This window comes from Chryseobacterium aquifrigidense (assembly GCF_006716485.1).
Lineage (GTDB): Bacteria > Bacteroidota > Bacteroidia > Flavobacteriales > Weeksellaceae > Chryseobacterium > Chryseobacterium vietnamense.
On sequence record NZ_VFPD01000001.1, the window covers coordinates 2983103 to 3004416 of the forward strand.

16 protein-coding genes are annotated in these 21314 nt (G+C 38.4%); 10 read left to right on the forward strand and 6 right to left on the reverse strand.

Annotation, left to right across the window (positions count from 1 at the left end):
• Positions 1–248 precede the first annotated feature (248 nt).
• Positions 249–560 (reverse strand): NIL domain-containing protein, encoded by a 312-nt coding sequence (locus FB551_RS13385; protein WP_047434867.1) that lies wholly within the window; start codon positions 558–560, stop codon positions 249–251.
• A gap of 161 nt (positions 561–721) precedes the next feature.
• The gene (locus FB551_RS13390; protein WP_226798714.1) at positions 722–1324 is read right to left on the reverse strand and encodes a YiiX/YebB-like N1pC/P60 family cysteine hydrolase; all 603 of its coding nucleotides are present in this window, start codon (positions 1322–1324) and stop codon (positions 722–724) included.
• 173 nt (positions 1325–1497) lie between these two features.
• Between FB551_RS13390 and FB551_RS13395 the strand changes: the two genes are divergently transcribed.
• Together FB551_RS13395 and FB551_RS13400 are read left to right on the forward strand one after the other, a co-directional pair.
• The gene (locus tag FB551_RS13395; RefSeq protein ID WP_142017848.1) at positions 1498–2202 is read left to right on the forward strand and encodes a response regulator transcription factor; all 705 of its coding nucleotides are present in this window, start codon (positions 1498–1500) and stop codon (positions 2200–2202) included.
• 28 nt (positions 2203–2230) lie between these two features.
• Positions 2231–3592: an ATP-binding protein gene (locus FB551_RS13400; RefSeq protein ID WP_142017849.1), complete on the forward strand. Its 1362-nt coding sequence runs from the start codon at positions 2231–2233 to the stop codon at positions 3590–3592.
• 61 nt (positions 3593–3653) lie between these two features.
• On the opposite strand, the gene FB551_RS13405 is transcribed toward FB551_RS13400, so the two are convergent.
• Positions 3654–4505 carry an EamA family transporter gene (locus FB551_RS13405; RefSeq protein WP_047434875.1) on the reverse strand — a complete coding sequence of 284 codons (852 nt, stop codon included), beginning with the start codon at positions 4503–4505 and terminating at the stop codon, positions 3654–3656.
• Between the two features lie 405 nt (positions 4506–4910).
• Between FB551_RS13405 and FB551_RS13410 the strand changes: the two genes are divergently transcribed.
• From FB551_RS13410 to FB551_RS13430, 5 genes are read left to right on the forward strand one after another with little or no spacing between them, the layout of a single operon-like run.
• Positions 4911–5609, forward strand: coding sequence for an MgtC/SapB family protein (locus tag FB551_RS13410; RefSeq protein WP_142017850.1), 699 nt, complete (start codon positions 4911–4913; stop codon positions 5607–5609).
• A gap of 23 nt (positions 5610–5632) precedes the next feature.
• Complete coding sequence (gene mgtA / locus FB551_RS13415; RefSeq protein WP_142017851.1) at positions 5633–8305, forward strand: magnesium-translocating P-type ATPase; 2673 nt, start codon at positions 5633–5635, stop codon at positions 8303–8305.
• 60 nt (positions 8306–8365) lie between these two features.
• A complete protein-coding gene (locus tag FB551_RS13420; protein WP_142017852.1) occupies positions 8366–9469 on the forward strand; it encodes an efflux RND transporter periplasmic adaptor subunit in 1104 nt (367 codons plus the stop codon).
• A gap of 15 nt (positions 9470–9484) precedes the next feature.
• On the forward strand, positions 9485–12580 hold the full coding sequence (locus tag FB551_RS13425; RefSeq protein ID WP_142017853.1) for an efflux RND transporter permease subunit: 3096 nt from the start codon (positions 9485–9487) through the stop codon (positions 12578–12580).
• Positions 12570–13835, forward strand: coding sequence for a TolC family protein (locus FB551_RS13430; RefSeq protein WP_142017854.1), 1266 nt, complete (start codon positions 12570–12572; stop codon positions 13833–13835). The genes FB551_RS13425 and FB551_RS13430 overlap by 11 nt, the downstream gene beginning before the upstream one ends.
• Positions 13836–14035: 200 nt before the next feature.
• Here the strand turns inward: FB551_RS13430 and FB551_RS13435 are convergent, their stop codons facing one another.
• The 3 genes from FB551_RS13435 to FB551_RS13445 form a co-directional block, all read right to left on the reverse strand.
• Positions 14036–14491 carry a DUF1801 domain-containing protein gene (locus FB551_RS13435; protein ID WP_047434890.1) on the reverse strand — a complete coding sequence of 152 codons (456 nt, stop codon included), beginning with the start codon at positions 14489–14491 and terminating at the stop codon, positions 14036–14038.
• A gap of 101 nt (positions 14492–14592) precedes the next feature.
• A complete protein-coding gene (locus FB551_RS13440; RefSeq protein WP_142017855.1) occupies positions 14593–15558 on the reverse strand; it encodes a T9SS type A sorting domain-containing protein in 966 nt (321 codons plus the stop codon).
• A gap of 309 nt (positions 15559–15867) precedes the next feature.
• On the reverse strand, positions 15868–18360 hold the full coding sequence (locus tag FB551_RS13445) for a GEVED domain-containing protein (protein WP_142017856.1): 2493 nt from the start codon (positions 18358–18360) through the stop codon (positions 15868–15870).
• A 215-nt stretch (positions 18361–18575) separates the two neighbouring features.
• Here FB551_RS13445 and FB551_RS13450 point away from each other — a divergent pair, with 215 nt between their 5' ends.
• Genes FB551_RS13450 through murB form a run of 3 tightly spaced genes read left to right on the forward strand, consistent with a single transcriptional unit; the run spans position 18576 to position 21293 of the window.
• Entirely contained in the window at positions 18576–19781 is a 1206-nt protein-coding gene (locus FB551_RS13450) for a pyridoxal phosphate-dependent aminotransferase (protein ID WP_047434897.1), read from the forward strand.
• Positions 19782–19791: 10 nt separating this feature from the next.
• Positions 19792–20277, forward strand: a complete 486-nt coding sequence (locus tag FB551_RS13455) for a hypothetical protein (RefSeq protein WP_142017857.1) — start codon at positions 19792–19794, stop codon at positions 20275–20277.
• The gene (gene murB, locus FB551_RS13460; protein WP_142017858.1) at positions 20274–21293 is read left to right on the forward strand and encodes a UDP-N-acetylmuramate dehydrogenase; all 1020 of its coding nucleotides are present in this window, start codon (positions 20274–20276) and stop codon (positions 21291–21293) included. The genes FB551_RS13455 and murB overlap by 4 nt, the downstream gene beginning before the upstream one ends.
• Positions 21294–21314: the final 21 nt, after the last annotated feature.

Consider the following 21314-nt stretch of genomic DNA (forward strand, 5'->3'; position numbering starts at 1 on the left):
TCGAGTATTAAATAAAGGGAGATAAGTCAAGAATTTCATTTAAAAGCGTTCAGGATATCTGAGCGCTTTTTTTGTTTTACCACCCCGTCAAAAATTCTTTGAATTTTCGCCACCCCTCCAAAGAAGGGGAATTTTGTCCCTGTTAACGATTGATCTTTTTAATCTGTTTTTCATCTGCTTTTGTAAAAAATAAAAAGTGCCCGGTAAAAAACCGGACACTTTGGTAATTAAAACTATATGAATCTCACTTAAAAATAGGTTCTGCAGGTATATTCTACCGTTGTATTGATAAGTTTATTTTTATTCAGATAGACTTCAAGCTGCTGAAAATCATCTGAATTGACATTAATATATAACTGTACTGAACCGAAACTATATCCGTTCACATACTCTACGTTAGCAGATAACACTCTATGACAGATGCCGAATTGATTATAGATGGTATTCATCAAATGTTCAAATTTCATTTTGCCATTCAACTCTATTTCCAGTAACAATTCTTTTTTAGGCAGGTTTATTTTATTCTGTAAAACCTGCAGGGCGGGATTAGGTGTAATCATTGCTAAACATTTTTGGGTTAAACTCTGTCAGATCATATGACACTTTTGTTTTTAAATCTGTGACAAAAATATAAAAAAATATTAGTCCACCAAATTAGTAGACTAATATTTTTAAAAATTTAACATAAAAAAAAGAAGCCCGTTCAGCTTCTCTCCATATTTTAATAGTTTCCTATCCTTTCTAATTTATCAGACCCTGCAAGTCCGTTAGGGTTACAACCCGGTTGTCCTTCAGGGACTTTGAGGTTTTTCTTAGTATAAAATTCTTCCCAGAATGTATTCGTTTTTTCTGTCTTTGGATCAATAAACGTCATCGGTTCCAGCTTAAAAATATTTTCAGTCCGAAAAGCTCTTTCTACAAAATCTGAACAGTAATATGAGTTTTCATCCAGAATATAATTAAAATTGTAAGGTTTTCCCAGCATGAAATTCGCTTTTTTAACAGCTTCAGGAATTGCTTTCTGATATTCCGGTTTTAAACGGTAGACAATTACCTCCTGCCCATCTTCTTTCTGATCTTTAATAAAATCTTTCAACTCCTGTTTCTGAGAACCACCTTTTGGAGCAGCGTGCAGAACAAACATTTCGCTGCCTTCTTTTTCCAAAATACCTATGTGATCAAATGACACCGCTTTTTGTTTTTGAGTGACATTATTAATTGCTCCGGAAAGGCCCGACTCCTTGGCTGTCACAAAAAGGAGGTCACCATTTTGGAGTTGTATCTTACCTTGAAAGGAGTGATTACATTGAATCAACAACACCATTAAACAGGACAAAAGCCCGGTAACCATATTTTTTTTGATTATTTTGCTAAAAAACGTTTTAATTTCGGACATCCTATAATACTTTTCGGGGCCAAAATTACAAAATAGAATTCATTACATTTGTGAGAATATTGATCTATTGCTCATACCAACCCAAACATTCCAAAAATCTTATGCCCCATATTTTATTAGTTGAAGACGACGACAGGCTTTCAAAATTGATTGCAAAGGGATTTCAGGAAGCTGAATTTGCGGTCACTGTGGCTTATGACGGAGTCATGGGTCTGAAGCTGGCACTGCAAAATCATTTTGATCTGGTAGTAACCGATATTATATTACCGAAAAAAGATGGCCTTGAATTTTGCAATGAGATCAAAGCTTTAAAACCCCATCTTCCGGTTATTATGCTTACTGCACTGGGAACTACTGATGACAAATTGGAAGGATTTGATGCCGGAGCAGATGATTACCTCACCAAACCTTTTGAAATGCGTGAACTGGTAGCAAGGATTAAGGTACTTCTGAAACGTTTTTCACAACCGTTACATCAAAAAGTTTTCGTTCTTAGATATGAAGGCATTGAAATGAATCTGGAACAAAAAACCGTGAGCCGCGATCATACTCTGATAAAACTAACTCCGAAAGAGTTTAATCTTTTAAAATTCATGCTGGAAAATGCTGAAAAGGTTCTTTCCAGAAGTGAAATTGCGGAAAAAGTGTGGGAAACTCATTTTGATACAGGGACCAACTTTATTGATGTGTATATCAATTATCTCAGAAAGAAAATAGATAAAGATTTCGAAACCAAACTTATCCACACTAAAGCCGGTATGGGATTTATTCTGAAAAAAGACTACGAATCAGGTACCGTACAGTAAATCATTAAGATGAACTAAAAATATCGGGATGAAAATAAGAACCAGACTTACCCTGCTTTTTACCTTAATCACTGCAATGCTTTTAAGTATTTACAGTATTTCGATCTATTATTCATCCAAAGAAGCCAGAGAAAAATCATTTTACAGTGAACTTCAGAACGAAGCGATTGCCAAAGCCGATTTATTTTTCCGAAGCTCACTGCCCGAGCAGGAAATGCATAAGCTTTATAAAAATAATACCAGAACGCTTAATGAAGTTCAGGTTGCCATTTATAATGCCAATAAACAATTAATTTACCACGATGATGCCAAGGTAGACTATGTAAAGGAAACTCCGGAAATGCTTTCGCAGATATTCCAGAAAAAGAAAATTAATTTCTTTTTAAATGATTTGCAGGTCATCGGAATGGTATATCATTATGAAGGAAAAACTTACGCGGTCACCGCAGCCGCTTATGATCAATACGGATACGATTATCTTACGCATCTCCTTACCATCAGTATTATCTCATTCTTCATTATTTTAGTACTGATTTATCTGGCAGGAATATTTCTTTCTAAAAAGGCATTGAGCCCGCTCAGTGAAATGGTTGTTCAGATCAAAAAGATTACTGCCGGAAAATTACAGTTAAGACTTAAAACAACGAAAGAAAAAGACGAACTTAATGAGCTTGCCCAAAATTTTAACGGAATGCTGGAGCGGCTTGAAAATTCTTTTGATTCGCAAAAACATTTTGTATCCAATATTTCACACGAGCTGCGAACTCCGCTATCAGCTATTATTACTGAACTGGAACTGGCTTCTGAAAAAGATAAAACGAAAGAAGAATATCAGGAAACCATTCAATATGCACTGGATGATGCCCGAAATATGGTAAAACTGTCCAATAGCTTAATGGATCTTGCCAAAGCGAGCTATGATCCCAATGAAATCAGTTTTTCCGAAGTACGTCTTGACGAAGTTCTTCTGGAATCTTATACCAAAATCACAAAAGAAAATTCACGATACAAAGTTTCACTGAACATAGAAGACTCGGTAGAAGAGCATCAGCTTACCATTCAGGGAAATGAATATCTCCTACAGGTTTCTTTTAACAATCTTATAGACAATGCCTGCAAGTATTCACCGGAACACACGTGTCTGATTGATGTAAATACTGATTCAAAAATTCTAACAATCAGTTTTACCAATACGGGAAATAGCATTAATAAAGAAGATGTACTTCATATTTTCGAACCTTTTTACAGAAGCGAAACGTCCAGACAGGAAAAGGGTCATGGAATAGGATTATTTCTCACTCAGAAAATTATTCTGCTCCACAATGCAAAAGTGACTGTAATATCAGATTATAACGAAACTATTTTCACGATAGAGTTCATGATTAGTTGATGTGTCAACACTTCATTAAAATTTATTTGAATCTTAATTTCCCTTTTAAAATTCCATACCTCTACTCGTGAGAAAGAGATTTCTTATTGAAAACCGTAGTTCCTATGCTGGCTGCAATCACACATGCAATAGAAATCCACTGTAAAAAAGATAATTCTTCGGCAAGAAAAACCAATCCTGAAAGTGCTGCAAATGCAGGTTCAAGACTCATCAGAATACTGAAAGTCTTTGCAGGAAGTCTTTTCAATGCCATAATTTCTAATGAAAAAGGTAAAGCACTCGAAAGAATAGCCACACCGAGACCTTTTACAAAAATAGCAGGAGTAAGATTAAAAACCGCTCCATCCCAAATCGTAAAGGGAATAATTACCATACTCGCAAATATCATCCCGGTCGTTACCGCATCTTTTCCATCCATTATTTTGGAAACCTTCCCTCCCATTACAATATAAACTGCCCAGAACATTCCTGCCAGAAAAGCCAGCCCGAGTCCTATTAAATCTACATGATCATTCTGCCATGGAACGATCAGCAGAATGCCTATACATGCCAGTAATGCCCATATGACATCCAACAGTTTACGGGATAAAGCCAGCGCAAGGAATAAAGGACCTGCAAATTCTACTGTAACCGCCAATCCCAGCGGAATTCTTTGAATAGCCATATAAAAAATAAGGTTCATTGCGGCCAGTCCTGTTCCGTAGACCGCACAGTATTTCCATTTCTGGCTGTTAAATTGTAAAAACTTCGGACGGTTGATCAAAGTAAGCAAAACAGCAGAAAGTACAATTCTTAAAGTAACCGTACCAATAGCTCCAATAGCCGGAAAAAGCTGTTTTGCAATGGAGGCACCTCCCTGCACACAGATAATCGCTAAAAGAGTAGCCGGTATTGCTAAGTTTGATTTTTTCATTTTTAAAATATAGTGTTCAAAGATTTTGGAAGGAAATTTCCGGGATTACACAAGCTCTTATTTTATATAACAAATTGTGAAAATTTATCATACAAAAAAAACAACCTCCAAATGTATTGAAATTTTATCTCTTACCATGGATACAGTTAACACATATTAACAGGATATAATAAATAATTATTCCTTTTCAGAATCACCAAAAAACACACATGAATTTCTCTAATAATATTCTAATGGTATTCTAAAGCTTTTCTAACTGGGAAAGAAAAGAGTCCTCTATACTTTTGCACTGTAAAAAATAAAGCATATGGACCCAGATCCTTACAGTAATAATCAATCTTAAAAGCTTTAGTTGTACTCACTTTTCCCGTACAGCTGAAAAGCTTTATAAAAACAGGAAAAGTTATGAATACATTCGAATTTACCCTTCGTCTCCTTACCGCATTTGCCTTGGGTGCAAGCATTGGTTTCGAAAGACAATGGCGTCAGAAAAGCGCAGGTCTCCGTACCAATACCCTTGTATGTCTCGGCTCAGCTGCTTTTGTTCTTCTTTCTATCAGAATTGGAGGTGATGCTACAGGCAGGATAGCCTCTTATATTGTAAGCGGTATTGGCTTTTTGGGTGGAGGCGTTATCATGAAAGACGGCCTTACCGTGAGAGGGCTCAATACAGCAGCTACCATCTGGTGTTCTGCATCGGTAGGAGCTCTCAGCGCCATGGGATTTCCTGTGGAAGCAGCCATTACCAGTGGATTTATTATTCTTACCCACATTATCCTTCGTCCTTTAGGCGTAAAACTGGGCAATAACATCAACAGCAGAAACCATTATACCGTATACCTTCTCAGCATCAAATGCAAAAGTGAAGTGGAAAATCATGTCCGCGTACAACTCATGCAATCGCTGAGTGGAAATGATAAAGTATTACTGAAATCCCTTACCAGCGATGACAACGGTCTGCCTGAAAATGCCATCATAACAGCAGAAGTTCATGCTTCTACTCCACAGGACAGTTTCATGGAAAAAACAGCCAGCAGACTCACCATTGAAGATAAAGTCATCAAAGTAAGCTGGGAAATTATAGGCACTGAAAACGATTTGTAACATTAAAAACAACCCTTGAAGCAATGTTAAAAAAATCTTCAAACAAAAATCTCAATTCCGCAGCTCTTGTAAAGTTGAAAGAAGCTGCTGCCGAGAACGAAAAAATGATTTATGCCCTACTGGAAACCTCAGAAGAAGGCCTCAGTGAAAACACGGTAAAAGACCGTCTGAAAATTTATGGTAAAAATGAAATTGCTACCCAAAAAGCCCCCTCATGGGTGAAACAGTTTGCCCATTCTTTTTTTAATCCATTTAATTATATCCTGGCCTGTATTGCCATCATTTCATTATTCATTGATGCTATTCTTGTACCTGCGGGTGAAAAAGATTTCAGCACCAGTATTATTATTTCGGTGATGCTGCTCTTTAGTACGGTTTTAAGATTCATTCAGGAATTCCGAAGCAACAAAGCGGCAGAAGCATTAAAAAAGATGGTAAAGACAAGCTGTCTCACCAAAAGAAAATTCAATGAAAGCAAAGAAATAGAAATCACTGAAATTGTTCCCGGTGATATCATTATTCTGTCCGCAGGGAATATGGTTCCGGCCGACTGCAGAATTCTTAAGAGTAAAGATCTTTTCATCAGTGAATCTATACTGACGGGAGAAGCCCTTCCGGTGGAAAAAAATGCACTTCCCATCAAGGATGCTAAAGACCGCAATCCTCTCGGCCTTCAGAATATATGCTTTATGGGTACCAATGTGGTAAGCGGATCTGCAACAGTTGTTGTGGCAAACACAGGTATTTTCACCTATTTCGGAAGTATCAGCAGAAGTCTGGTTTCTAAAAGACCAGAAACCGCTTTTGATATCGGAGTCAATAAAGTAAGCTATCTGCTGATCAGGTTTATGCTGATCATGACTCCTGTTATTTTCCTGATCAATGGGTTGGTAAAAGGAGACTGGATGCAGGCTTTATTATTTGCCATTGCCGTTGCCGTAGGATTAACTCCTGAAATGCTTCCTATGATTGTTACTGCCAATCTCGCCAAGGGAGCAGTCAATATGAGCAAAAAGAAAGTAATCGTTAAAAGACTGAATGCTATTCAGAATATCGGAGCTATGGATATTCTATGTACTGATAAAACGGGAACGCTTACACTGGACAAAATTGTTTTGGAAACCCACCTCAACGTTCGTGGTATTGAAGATGATGAGGTTTTGAAATGGGGCTACCTCAACAGTTTTCATCAAACAGGTCTCAAAAATCTGCTGGATCAGGCAGTACTGGATCATGCTGAGGTTCACAACCTGATGAGAGCTGATGAATTGTATCAAAAGGTAGACGAAATTCCTTTTGATTTTGAAAGAAGAAGAATGTCTGTGGTATTGAATACCTCCACAGGAAAACACCTGATGATCTGTAAAGGCGCAGTGGAAGAAATGCTTCCTTTATGTCAATATGCTTTAGATCCGGGAGAAGATCATAGTCTGCATATCGAGAATGATAATAGTGTTCCGCTGGATGATACTATGAAGCAGCAGATTATCAGAATGTCCGAAAAACTGAATGCGGAAGGACAACGTGTATTATTAATTGCCATCCGGGAGTTTGACGGTGATCACCCATTGAATTATTCTGTTGCCGATGAAAATAGCCTTACGCTTACAGGATTTATGGGATTCCTTGATCCGGCAAAGCCTTCTGCAGAACCAAGCATCAAAGCTCTGCACAAGCTGGGTGTAGAAGTAAAGGTAGTAACCGGAGATAATGATATTGTAGCTAAAAAAATATGCCATGACGTAGGAATTCCTATCAATACTATTATGCTCGGTGATGAACTGGAGCACATGAGTGATGATGAACTTCGTAAGGAGATGGACCTCTATTCTGTTTTTGCTAAGGTAAGCCCTTTACAAAAACAACGTATTGTAAAAATATTAAGATCTAAAGGTCACACCGTTGGCTTTATGGGAGACGGAATCAATGATGCGGCAGCCATCAAGGAAGCAGATGTAGGAATCTCTGTGGATACCGGAGCAGACATTGCCAAAGAAAGTGCAGATATTATCCTGTTGGAAAAAGATCTGATGGTCCTTCGAAGCGGAGTGATCTATGGAAGAAGAACTTTCGGAAATATAGTGAAATATATAAAAATGACTGCCAGCAGCAACTTCGGAAATATGTTCAGCATGATCGGAGCCAGTGCTTTGCTTCCGTTTCTGCCTATGCTTCCGCTGCAGATTCTGACACAGAATTTACTGTATGATGTATCGCAAGCCTCCATTCCATGGGATACAATGGATAAAGATTTTCTGGAAAAACCGAAAAAATGGGAAGCAGCAAGCATCAAAAAATTTATGCTGTATATAGGTCCTTTGAGTTCCATTTTTGATTATGTGACTTTTGCTGTGATGTTCTTCATTTTTAAAGCCAATACACCGGAACAACAAGGTTTGTTTCAGACAGGTTGGTTTGTGGAAGGTTTATTATCTCAAACCTTGATTGTTCACATTATCAGGACGAAAAAAATACCATTTATCCAAAGCTGGGCCGCCACACCGGTAGTTGCTTTAACAAGTTTAATGATGCTGATCGGAATTCTGATTCCCTTCACTCCAATGGCCGTATATCTGAAAATGCAGCCTCTGCCTCTGAGCTACTTCCTTTATTTAATAGGAATTCTTACAGGATACTGTGTATTAACCCAGTTTGTGAAACAATGGTTCATTAGAAAATTCGGGCAATGGCTTTAGAAAAAATCATAGCTACGGATCTATAAAGAGAAATTTAAATAATGGTTATAAATAACTTATATGAGAAAAACAGTCTTAACAATGGTCTTTTTGACATTGATAACCTCTTGTAAAAATTCTAAAAGTGAAGTTCCGCAGGATCAGGATCTCCTTATAAAAAATGGTCAGGTGACCGTTCCTGAAAATAATCCCATTTTCAAAAAAATCAAAACACAGATTGTTACTGAGCAGGAACACAGTGATGGTGTGGTTTCTGCAGGAACAATCCAGGCAATCCCTAATCATTATGCGGAAATTGCCAGCCCTTTTTCCGGAAGAATCACCCAATCGTTTATTCAGCTTGGCCAAAATATTTCTGCGGGAAGTCCTCTTTTTGAAATCCTTTCTTCAGATTATTTTTCAGTTCAAAAAGATTATACAGATGCCTTGAATGATGTACAGCTAGCCGAAAAAAACTACAGGCGCCAGCAGGATCTCGTAAAACATGGAGTCGGTATTCAGAAGGAGCTGGACGAAGCGGAAACTGATTTTAAAAATAAGAAAACCTCTCTCTCCAATGCTTCTTCTGCCTTGAAAGTCTATAACAGTAAAGGCGGAGGTCTAGGAAGCCCTCTTGTGGTGAGAGCTCCTATTAACGGAGAAATTATTTCCAACAAAATTGTAAACGGCCAATATCTGAAAGGAGATGCAGATCCGGTAATGATTATCGCAGAATTATCAAAAGTCTGGATTTCAGGGGATGTAAAGGAAAAAGACATCCGCTTTGTCAACACCGGAGATCAGGTTTCTGTAAAAGTAAGTGCGTATCCGGACAGAAATATTACCGGAAAAGTATATCATATCAATGAAATTGTAGACGAAGATACCCGAAGTATCAAAGTTCTTATTGAATGTGACAATCCGGACAGAAAACTAAAGCCAGGAATGTATGCTACAGTCAGTTTTTCAACGACTCCTGAAAAGACAGTGATGATTCCCATAACCGCTTTGATGCAGCAGGATGACTCCCAGTATGTATGGGTAAAAACCGGTAAGAGCCAATATGCAAAACGTCCTGTGACAACGGGAGAAACCGATCAGAAAACAGTAAGAATCACATCAGGAATAAAGCTGGGAGAAACCATCATGACTGAAGGGGGAATTTATATGCTGGATGCGAAATAATGTAAAAGAAAAACTATGAAGAAATTACTAACAATCTCGATACAGAAGAGATGGCTTATGCTTGCTCTCTTCCTTTTACTGGGATTCTTCGGATATTATTCCTGGACCAGATTATCCATAGAAGCTTATCCTGATATTGCTGATGTAACCTCACAGGTGGTAACACAGGTTCCGGGCCTGGCAGCCGAAGAAGTAGAACAGCAGATCACTATTCCTTTGGAAAGATCCCTGAACGGTCTTCCGGGAATGCATGTGATGCGAAGCAAAAGTACCTTCGGGCTTTCCATTATTACCATGGTTTTCGATGACGGTATAGATGATTACTGGGCACGCCAGCGTATTCAGGAAAGACTGACGGATGTGGAGCTTCCTTATGGTGCGCAACCAGGATTAGACCCTCTCACCTCTCCTATCGGCGAAGTATACCGTTATATTATCGAAAGCAACAACCACAGTCTGCGGGAATTGACAGATCTACAAAAGTTTGTCATCATTCCTCGTATTAAGCAGGTTTCAGGAATCGCTGACGTCACCAATTTTGGAGGAATTACCACTCAGTTTCAGATCGAACTGGATCCCCATAAACTTGAACAATATGGGTTATCTCTCTCAGAAGTTACCGAAACGATCTCTAAAAATAACATGAGTGCCGGAGGAAGTATGCTTCCTCGTGGAAACCTTGCCTATGTAATCCGTGGAATTGGTTTGGTAAAAGATTTAGATGATCTTGGAAAAATTGTAGTCAAAACTCAAAATGGTGTTCCGGTTTTTCTGAATGACGTAGGAACATTGAAATACGGAAATCTGGAAAGGAAAGGGATTCTTGGCTATACAGACAGAAAACGTAATTATTCTGAAAGTGTGGAAGGAATTGTGCTTTTATTAAGAGGACAAAATCCTTCACAAGTGTTGGAAGGTGTTCATGAAGCTATTGAAGAACTGAATAACGAAACGCTTCCTCCCGGTGTAAAGATTCATCCTTTTCTGGACAGAACAGATCTTGTCAGAACAACGCTTACTACTGTTTCCCATACCCTGACCGAAGGAATTGTATTGGTTATTATCGTATTGATCGTATTTCTTGGAAGCTGGCGCGGAGCATTGCTGGTGGCGATTACCATTCCGCTTTCTTTATTAGTTGCTTTTATATTAATGCAATTCACCAATATTCCGGCCAACCTGCTTTCACTGGGAGCTATTGATTTTGGAATCATTGTGGACGGCGCTATCGTCATGCTGGAAACCATTCTGAAGAAAAGAGAAGAAGACTCAGAAGAAACGCTGGAAGAAAAGACCATTACCCAAAGAGTGATTGAAGTGGCAAAGCCTATTTTCTTTTCCACCATTATTATCATTACTGCTTATCTTCCATTATTTGCCTTTGAAAGAGTAGAAAAAAAATTATTTACACCCATGGCTTTCACTGTAGGATATGCACTGCTGGGTGCACTCGCTGTAGCATTATTGTTAATCCCCGGATTGGCTTATGTGATCTATCGTAAACCGCAGAAAATCTATCACAATAAATGGCTGGAGAAACTAAGCACAGCCTATGGAAAAAGCATTGAAAAAATAATGCAGATTCCTAAAAGAGTGATTATTCCTATTATAATTGTTCTTGTATCTGCCGGAGTTCTCTCCTATCATGTAGGAAAAGATTTTCTTCCCGAACTGGACGAAGGTTCCATATGGCTGCAGGTACAGCTGCCACCCGGAATTTCTTTAGCCAAATCAAAAGAAATGAGTGATACTTTACGTGCCCGAACTTTAAAACATTCTGAAATCACTTATATGATGGTTCAGGCAGGACGAAATGATGATGGTACCGATCCATGGACCGCTTCCCACTTTGAAGTTTCTGTCGGAATAAAGCCCTACAGCGAATGGCCTTCAGGAAAAACAAAAGCCGACCTCATCAAAGAACTCGCAGCAGATTATAAAGACATGCCAGGATTCACCGTTGGGTTTTCACAGCCTATGATTGACGGGGTCATGGATAAAATCTCCGGAGCTCACAGTGAGCTGGTGGTAAAAGTATATGGAGAAGATTTTAAGGAAACCCGAAGAATTGCAGAAAATGTCTTGTCAACTTTAAATACAATTCCTGGTTCGGCAGACCTTGCTATCGATCAGGAGCCTCCATTACCTCAATTGCAGATCATTGCCAACAGAGACAAGATTGCTCAATATGGATTGAACGTAGCTGATGTTGCCGACCTTATTGAAGTGGCATTGGGAGGAAAAGCCATTTCTCAGATCTTTATCGGCAATAAGGTATATGATATTTCATGCCGCTATACGGAAGACAGCCGTGATACTCCGGATAAAATCGGAAACCTGATGCTGACTTCAGCTACCGGTGCAAAAATTCCACTATCCCAGGTAGCAGAAGTAAAATTAAGTACCGGAGAAAGCACCATTACCAGAGAAATGAACAAACGACATCTTACGGTAAAGCTGAATCTGAGAGGAACTGATCTTTCTTCTTTCCTGAAAAAAGCGCAGGATAAAATTGAAAAAGACATCAGATATGATCATGAGAAATACCAGATTAAATGGGGCGGACAGTTTGAAAATCAAAACAGGGCGTATTCCAGACTGGCATTTATTGTTCCGCTGGCATTGGCAATCATGTTCCTTTTATTATACGGTGCATTTGGAGATTTCAGACAGGCTTTGGTTCTGATGTCTATTGTTCCACTGGCATTATTTGGCGGAATGCTGGCGCTTAACATCCGGGGAATGTCTCTGAATGTATCTTCCGCAGTGGGATTTATCGCTCTCTTTGGAGTTGCCATCCAGAACGGAGTCATTATGATTTCCCACATCAACGATCTGCGTAAGAAAGGATACGAACTGAAACAGGCAGCCATCAAAGGCGCAAAAGACCGTTTCAGACCTGTACTGATGACCGCAACGGTGGCTGTAATTGGATTATTCCCGGCATCATTGGCCACAGGAATCGGTTCTGATGTACAGCGTCCACTGGCAACAGTCATTGTTTATGGGCTGATGTTCTCTACTATTTTAACCCTGTTCGTACTGCCGGCTATTTATTTTATGGCTGAACGTCGCAACGAAAAACAAAATTTGGAATCAGATGAAAATTAAAGTTCACATTATGATATTATCTGTCATATTGTTTAGTATTACAAGCATGAAGGCACAGGAAAAAGAGCTTTTACCATTTGAAGAATACCTGAGTCTTGTCGGCAATAAAAATCTGGGTTATGCCTCTCAAAAATACAATGTAAGTATGGCCGAAGCTGCTATTCAGACTGCCAATATGTTTCCTGACCCTCAATTAGAAATGGAAACCACCAATAATGGAGTAAAACAAAGTATGGGATATGTGTATGGTGCCTCACTCGGCTGGACACTTGAATTGGGTGGTAAAAGAAAAGCCAGGGTAAATCTCGCCAGAAACCAATCTGAGCTGAGCAAAATACTATTGCAGGATTTTTTCAGAAACCTCCGTGCAGACGCCAGTTTAGGATATATTGAAGCTTTAAAATCCAAGGCTTTGCTTGAAGTACAGCAGGACTCTTATAAAAACATGCAGCAATTGGCAAAATCTGACAGTATCCGTTACAAATTGGGAACTATAACATTAGTGGCTTCCAAACAGAGTAAACTGGAAGCCGCTTCGCTGCTTAATGAAGTATATCAGGCAGAAAGTGCAGAACAGCAGGCGCTCACCAGTTTGTCTGTATTTCTTGGTGACACCAAAATAACAGGGAGAGATGTTTCCGGGGATTTTAATGCCTTCAATCGAGATTTCAGCATTGATGATCTGATTCTTCAGGCGCTGAATGAAAGAGCAGATTTATTGGCAGCCAGACAAAATACAGAAGTTGCCAAAAGTCAGATCAATCTTGAAAAAGCCAATCGGATCATAGATCTGGGTATCAGTGCAGGAGCAGAACGCCACACCGAAGCCACCAACGAGATAGCTCCTTCTCCCACCGTCAATGCTGTCAAAATGGGTATTAGCATTCCCTTGAAATTTTCCAACAGGAGAAATGCAGGATTGAAAATCGCTGAAATGACCCATTCACAGGCAGAAGTTGAATACAAACAGATTGAACAAAGTATAAGAGCGGAAGTAATACAGGCCTATCAGCAATATACAGCTACTCAGAGACAGCTCAGACAGTTTCATAACGGAATGCTTTCTGAAGCGAAAAGTATTCTTGAAGGAATCACTTACAGCTACAAAAGAGGAGAAAGCTCTATCCTTGAAGTTTTGAATGCCCAGCGAACTTATAACAATATAAGAAAAGATTATTACCAGGCTCTTGCCGATAATGCAGCAGCTTTAATTGAGCTTGAAAGGAAAGCAGGAATCTGGGATATTCATTTTTAGCTGGAAGAGGGAAACTGGAGGATGGAAGTTTCCGGATGTCGATGAATAAATATACACCATTTAATTAACTTTTTAATCCTAAAATACATACCCGTCAAACGACAAACATTGATTCTAAAAACACAACTATAACTTCCTACTCCCATCCTCCAGCTTCCAGCATAAAAAAGGCCCTGAAATTTGGAATTCAGGGCCTTTTTTTATCTTTTATACTGAGATTCATAAATTCCGATCCAGTCATCAGGAGTCATTTTTTTACTGAGTTCAGCGATCAGTTCAAAAGGGATATCTTCTACTTTTTTGAAACGGATACAGGATTTCCCCATATCCAGTTTCTTTTTGGAATGTTTTGGATATTCTCCCACAAACCAGTCGAGAAGTTCAGGTTTTGAATAGAGTCCCATATGATACAATGCTATAAAATTTTTCTGGGAAGCAAGATTGATGAATGGCAGCGGTGTGCCGGGTGCACAGTGATACCCGGCAGGAAATGTGGCCAGAGGAACTACCCAACCTATCATTCCATAATTCGTGGCTTCTTCGAAACCTTTCGGGAGATTGTTGTTCACTGTATCAAAAAGTTTTTTAAAAGCTTCCTGTCTTTCTTCAGGAATTTTTGAAATATAATCTTCTATAGAAACTGACTGAATCTGCATTTTATATTTTTTTCTAAAATACAATTATTTTTATATATGTATTGCAAAAAAGGCAGCCACACGAATGCAACTGCCTACAGAAATTATTAACTCAAAAACTTTTATTTTTTAATGGCTTTTACAGTAGATTTTGAACCATTTTTAAAGTTCATCGTCACCAGGTATAAACCGGCATTTAATTCTCCCAGCGTAAGTTCAGTGGTTGGATTGTCGATAGTTTTCACTACTCTTCCTGCTACATCCGTAACTGTTATGGTTTGAATACCTTTGATGTCAGTTATATGAAAAGTATCTTTAAAAGGATTTGGGTAAATCTCTTCTTTTTTAAGACCATTTGCTTCGGCAATACTGAGTTGTATATTTTTGTCTGCAGAAAAGGCAAAAAGATTAACAACACCATCTCCTCCGCTTTTTGTCAGGGTAACACTTTTTACAGATTTAGACTGGTTGGCGGTATCTATATTCAATGCAAACTGATACATTCTGGGATTAGAACTATCAGATTCTATATCATCACTACCTACCACAACCCTTCCCAGCCCCTGAACCGCATAATTGAATCCGCCATACCAATCAGGAATACTTATATTGGAAAATACCTGAGATGTATTATCTGTGAATGTAACGGTAGCCGTTACACTGGCTGAACCACTTCCGCTTGTTGCAAGCATATATAATTTTAAAGCTGCTAATGGAGTGATAAATACAAGTGTACCAGATTGCCCGATAGTTTCGAGCCTCAGCGAATTATTGGAATTCAGATTCCCCAACTGATAACTTAATCCAGGAGTCGAGGCTACTGCAGAATTGATAATACCATTAGCAGGTATACCAAAAGTTAGTGGCGGATCAGAACTCACTGCTTTAAAATCTGCTGCAACAAAAGCATAACCTACCCCATCAATGTCATTGGTAGTAGAATCATCAGCAGATCCGATGCCATTAGCTATTACATCATCCGTATATCCTGACAGGACAGGCATTGTCTGAAAATTTTGAGCCTGCATTACAACGGCAGAAAATAAAGCAAGACATGAAAGCTTTTCTAAAAATATATTTTTTTTCATAATAAGATGTTTTTGTGTTTAATTCAATTCAAAAATAGAAAACCCATAATAAAAAAGCTATTTAACAAAACAATAAATAAAATATTGACTTAAATTATAAAAAATAGCCGCAAAAAAACTAAAATTATTAACACTCAAAAAATATGTAATGAATATTATTTACTTATTCCCCAGAATAAATCCCCGAAATTAGAAATAATACATCTCATAAAACGGGAGAATAGTAAAAATCAGAAAGTTACACCTGATAACAAAAAAAGGCAGCTACACGAATGCAACTGCCTACAGAAATTATTAACTCAAAAAATTTTATTTCTTAATGGCTTTTACTGTTGATTTTGAGCCATCTTTAAAGTTCATCGTCACCAGGTACAAACCGGTATTTAATTCTCCTAACTGAAGTTCCGATGTAGGATTGTCAATAGTTTTCACTACTCTTCCTGCTACATCTGTAACGGTTACAGATTTAACATTCTTTATATCTGCAACATGAAGTACATCTTTGAAAGGATTAGGATATACATTCACTTCTTTTTTCTTCAGGTTCGTTTCTGAAGTGGATAAAGAGGTAGCCACTTCAAAGGTAAAATCAATGAATTCTCCTCTTGAAATAGCAGTACAAGGATTTGAAGGTGCTGTACTGTTATAATCAGTCACTACTCTCATTCTGTAAATTCCAAGAGGTGTTCCTGCTGGTACAGTGATGGATCCTGAAGTACTTGTAACATAAGTGTTAGTTACAAACATTCTCTCCGAAGCTTCAAAAGTTAAATTATTATTCCAGTCTACCCAAACCCCAATTCCACATGTAGGACCACCTGCAGTGAAAGATACTGAAGTACTGGATCCCGGAGCATTTATTATTTTGTTACTGGTTGTTGTTAAATTCTGATATCCGCCTGCAATACTTGAACCGGACGAATAAGCCATATCTACAAGTCCTCCTGTAGAACTGAAGTCAGAAAGCCATGAGTTCTGAGAAGTAGATGAAGGTAAGCAATATCCTGTTCTGAATGTAAGCATCTCACTCCAGATACTTCTATCAGTAGCACTACATACAGATCTTACCCACACATAATAATTTGTATCAGAAAGCAGTGAATTCAGAGATGCAGAAGTCGTAGCAGAAGTTACAGAGTTGGAAGCGTTCAAAACAGTAGATGCATCAGGTGCTGTATTCGTTGTGCTGTAGTATACTTCGTATCCGTTTCCAGGAACCGTAAAAGGTGCTGTCCAACCAATTGCCGCAGAGTTCATTGTAAGATTTGACACTACAACTGCACTCGGCTCTAGGCAGGATGGAATATCCTGAACAGTAATATTATCAATATAAATAGAACGTGAAGAACCTCCTAAACCATGTTTAAATGCTAACTGTAAATCAGTACCCGCTGGAATATTAACGGTATATTGAGTGTGGGTAGTTGTTAAAGCAATAGGAGAACCAATTGGTGTAAAAGAAGCAGGATCTGTAGGATTTGACAATGTTCCCACTAATAATGTATAATTACTTCCTCCTCCTTTTGCATAGAATCTTACACGTTTGGTACCATCTGAAAGATTTACAGTTGGAGGTGCAACCAGCATTTGGCTACCCGTAGTAGCACTTGAATTGGTCATATAATAGGCATTAGGTGCTGAGTAGTTGTTGGATGTACTTACATATCCATACCCCGCAAATGATGCACTTTCCAGATATGCCCAGCAGCTTGGTGCATTTGTATTGGTACTGGAACCTGTACTTGTAGTATCAAAGTTTTCTGTATACGGAACTGTGAAAGTAGAACAGGCTGTTTTAAATGTTCCTGCAAATGACCATACACTTTGGCCTGTCGCCGTGTTACAATTGGATCTTACCCAATAATAATAGGTTGTATTTGAATTAAGACCTCCAATCGTTGTACTTGACCCTGTTACTCCCGGATAAGTAGGTGTTACTGTACTTGCCGGTGTTGTGTTTGAAGTACTGTGGTATACATCATAACTGGCAGCACTACCTGTCCATGAAACCAAAGCTGAGTTGGCCGTAATTCCGGAAACTGCCTGCAATACAGGAGGCATACAATCCGAATAAGCATCTGCTGAAAAAGCAAAAATATTTGGTATCCCCGAGCCGCTTGCTTTGGTTACTGTTACACTTTGTATCAGTTTAGCCTGATTGGCAGCATCTATTGCCAGTTCAGCCTGATATAATCTTGGATTGGTTCCGCCTTCCGGGGAAGGAACATCATCACCAGCTGCAGGAGTAGCTCCCGGCTTTTTAATCCTTCCTATTCCCTGAATGGCAAAATTGGATCCGTTATACCAGTCTGCGAGGCTGATACTTGAAAAAGTCTGTGAACTGCCATCCGTAAAATTGACCACTACACTTACTGTAGAAGTCCCACTTCCACTTACAGCAAGCATATACAGCTTGGTTGCTGCTTTTGGTGTTGTAAATGCCAACGTTCCGTTATCACTGATTGCAGCCAGCCTTAAAGAATTATTTGCATTCAAACCGGCCAGCTGAAAGCTCAATCCCGGAGTTGTTCCCACTACAGAATTAATAACCCCATCAACAGGAATACCATACGTAATAGCTGCACTTGTGGAGGTTAACTGAAAATCTTTCGCTACAAAAGCGTAAGAAACTCCGTCTACGTCATTGTTCGTAGTAACTGTTGAGGAGCCTATCCCGTTAGCAATCACATCAGCTGTTAAGCCGGAAGAAATAGGCATAGTTTGATAATTTTGCGCCATGAGTACACTGGCAGAAAAGAGAGCAATAGCAGGTACCACTCTAGAAAATAAATTTATTACCATTTTAATCACATTTGAGGCGAAATTTAAGAAAAATATTAACACGAAAATATTATTTTTAACATAATCGTAAAGTTTATTTTATATACATGAAAATTTAATACTAAAACAAACAGATTTTAAGTACACAAAAAATGTAATGAAACATCTTCTTCTCGATTCTTAATTTTATTATTGAGAAATTAAATCCTATTTTTGTCATACAAATTTTTTGAACAATGCCGAATATTTCAAACAGAGCACTGCATATGCCGCCATCGCCGGTAAGAAAACTGGTTCCTTTTGCATTACAAGCAAAACAGAAAGGAATAAAAGTATACCACCTTAATATCGGACAGCCTGATATTGAAACTCCGGAAACAGCTTTAAATGCTTTAAAAAACATCGATTTAAAAGTATTGGAATATGCGCTTTCTGAAGGGAATATCGAATACAGAAAAGCCCTTACAGAATACTACCATTCGTTAGGTTTCTCAGATCTTACTCCTGATAACTTTATTGTGACTAACGGAGGTTCTGAAGCGCTTAACTTTGCCATCTCAACTTTATGTGACGAAGGGGATGAAGTGATTATTCCTGAACCTTATTATGCTAACTACAATGGGTTCACCAGCACATTTGATGTGAATGTAGTCGCTGTACCTTCTACAATTGACACTGGTTTTGCTTTGCCTCCTGTTGAAGAATTCGAGAAAAAAATTACAGAAAAAACAAGAGCAATCATTATCTGTAACCCTGGAAACCCTACAGGATATCTTTATACCCGTGAGGAACTTCAGAAATTGGCAGAAATAGCTTTGAAATACGATATCGTAATCATCTCTGATGAAGTATACAGAGAATACGTATATGATGGAAAGCAGCAGATTTCAATGCTTGATTTCCCTGAACTGGCTGAAAACTGTATCATCATAGACTCAGAATCCAAGCGTTACTCTATGTGTGGAGTAAGAATCGGATGTATGGTCACACGTTCCAACAAAATCCGCAATGCTGCTATGCTTTTTGCGCAGGCAAGATTGAGCCCGGTTCTTTTAGGACAGATTGCAGCAACCGCAGCACACCAGAATGATGGTCCTTATATCAGAGCTGTAAGAGAAGAATATACCCACAGAAGAAATGTATTGGTAGACCTTTTAAATGCTATTCCCGGGGTAATCTGCCCTAAGCCAAGAGGAGCTTTCTACTGTGTTGCAGAACTTCCGGTAGACGATACTGAAAAATTTGCTCAGTGGTTGCTTGAAAAATATTCTCTTAACAACGAAACCATTATGGTTGCGCCTGCAGGAGGATTCTACAGCGATCCGGAATTAGGTAAAAAACAGGTAAGAATTGCGTACGTTCTGAAAGAAGAAGATTTAAAGAAAAGTGCTGAAATTCTTAAAGAAGCTTTAAAGAAGTACAGAGAAGAATTCAGTCTGTAAAACATATCTTATGCCGACAACAAAAAAAAACCATCTGAAAATCCTGTTTTCGATTCTTTTGCTGTCGGCATTTTTTTCCTGTGATTCCAAAAAGACAGAACAGTCAGCTCCCCACAAAAATCCATACGAGATTACATTCATCAGCGTATCCGATATCGGAGGAAATCTTGGAAATTACAGAATTATCAAAGCCACAAAAGATTCTGTTTTTGCAGAAAAGGGAATGACGGCCAATCAGAGCCATAAAGCCTGGTCAACTGCTATGAATTCCGACATCTGGAAAAAGCTGGTATCAACAATCCATGTTACAGATCTTGATCATATAAAAAGTTCTCCCAGCCAGCAGTCTGTAGACGGAACGGATGAAACTTTCCAGATCCGGACTCCCAAAAAATCACATATCTATGTGAATGCTTATGCAGATACTTTACATTACAAGCAATTACAACAACTTAAGGAACAACTAGACAAAATTCTTCCCAAAGAATACAAATAAACATGCAGGAAAATTTTTCATTACAACCTTATAACACTTTCGGTGTTGAAGCCAAAGCCAAATATTTTACTGAAGTCAATACAATTGATGAATTAAAAGAGGCGCTCATTTTTGCGAAAACCCAAACTCTTCAGCTTCTGTTTCTGGGAGGTGGAAGTAACATTCTTCTAACCAAAGATTTTGACGGTCTTGCCATCAGACTTAATTTAAGAGGGATTTCTGAAGAGAATATCAATGAAAACGAAGTATGGGTAACAGCAAAAGCAGGTGAGAACTGGCATGAATTTGTGATATACTGCCTGCAAAAAAATTATGGAGGTCTTGAAAACCTTTCTTTAATTCCCGGAAATGTAGGAACTTCTCCAATGCAGAATATCGGGGCTTACGGAACAGAAATTAAAGATATTTTTATAAGCTGCGAAGTATTGGATTTAGAAAACCTGGAACTGAGAACGTTCAATCTGGAACAATGCAGATTCGGGTACAGAGATTCTATTTTCAAACAGGAAGGAAAAGGGAAATATGTTATCCTTGAAGTCACTTTTAAACTGACTCAAAAAAAACACTCTATCAAAACCGAGTATGGAGCGATCCAATCTGAGCTCGAAAATCTTGGCATTGACAATCCAACCATTCAGGATATTTCCAAAGCTGTTATTAATATCCGGCAAAGCAAATTACCTGATCCTAAAGAAATCGGAAATGCCGGAAGCTTTTTCAAAAACCCAACCATTCCTTTAGGTCAGTTTGAAGCATTAAAACAAAAATTTGAAAATATTCAGGGTTACCCGAATGGAGACTGGGTAAAAGTTCCTGCAGGATGGCTGATTGAACAATGTGGATGGAAAGGAAAACAAATCGGGAATGTAGCTTCACACAAGTTACAGTCTCTGGTGATCATCAATGCTACCGGAAATGCTACCGGAAAAGAAATCTTTGATTTTTCCACTGAGATCATTAATTCTGTGAAAGAAAAATTTGGAATAGAATTAGAAAGGGAAGTAAATATTATTTAATCTAAAAATGCATAAAGGCTG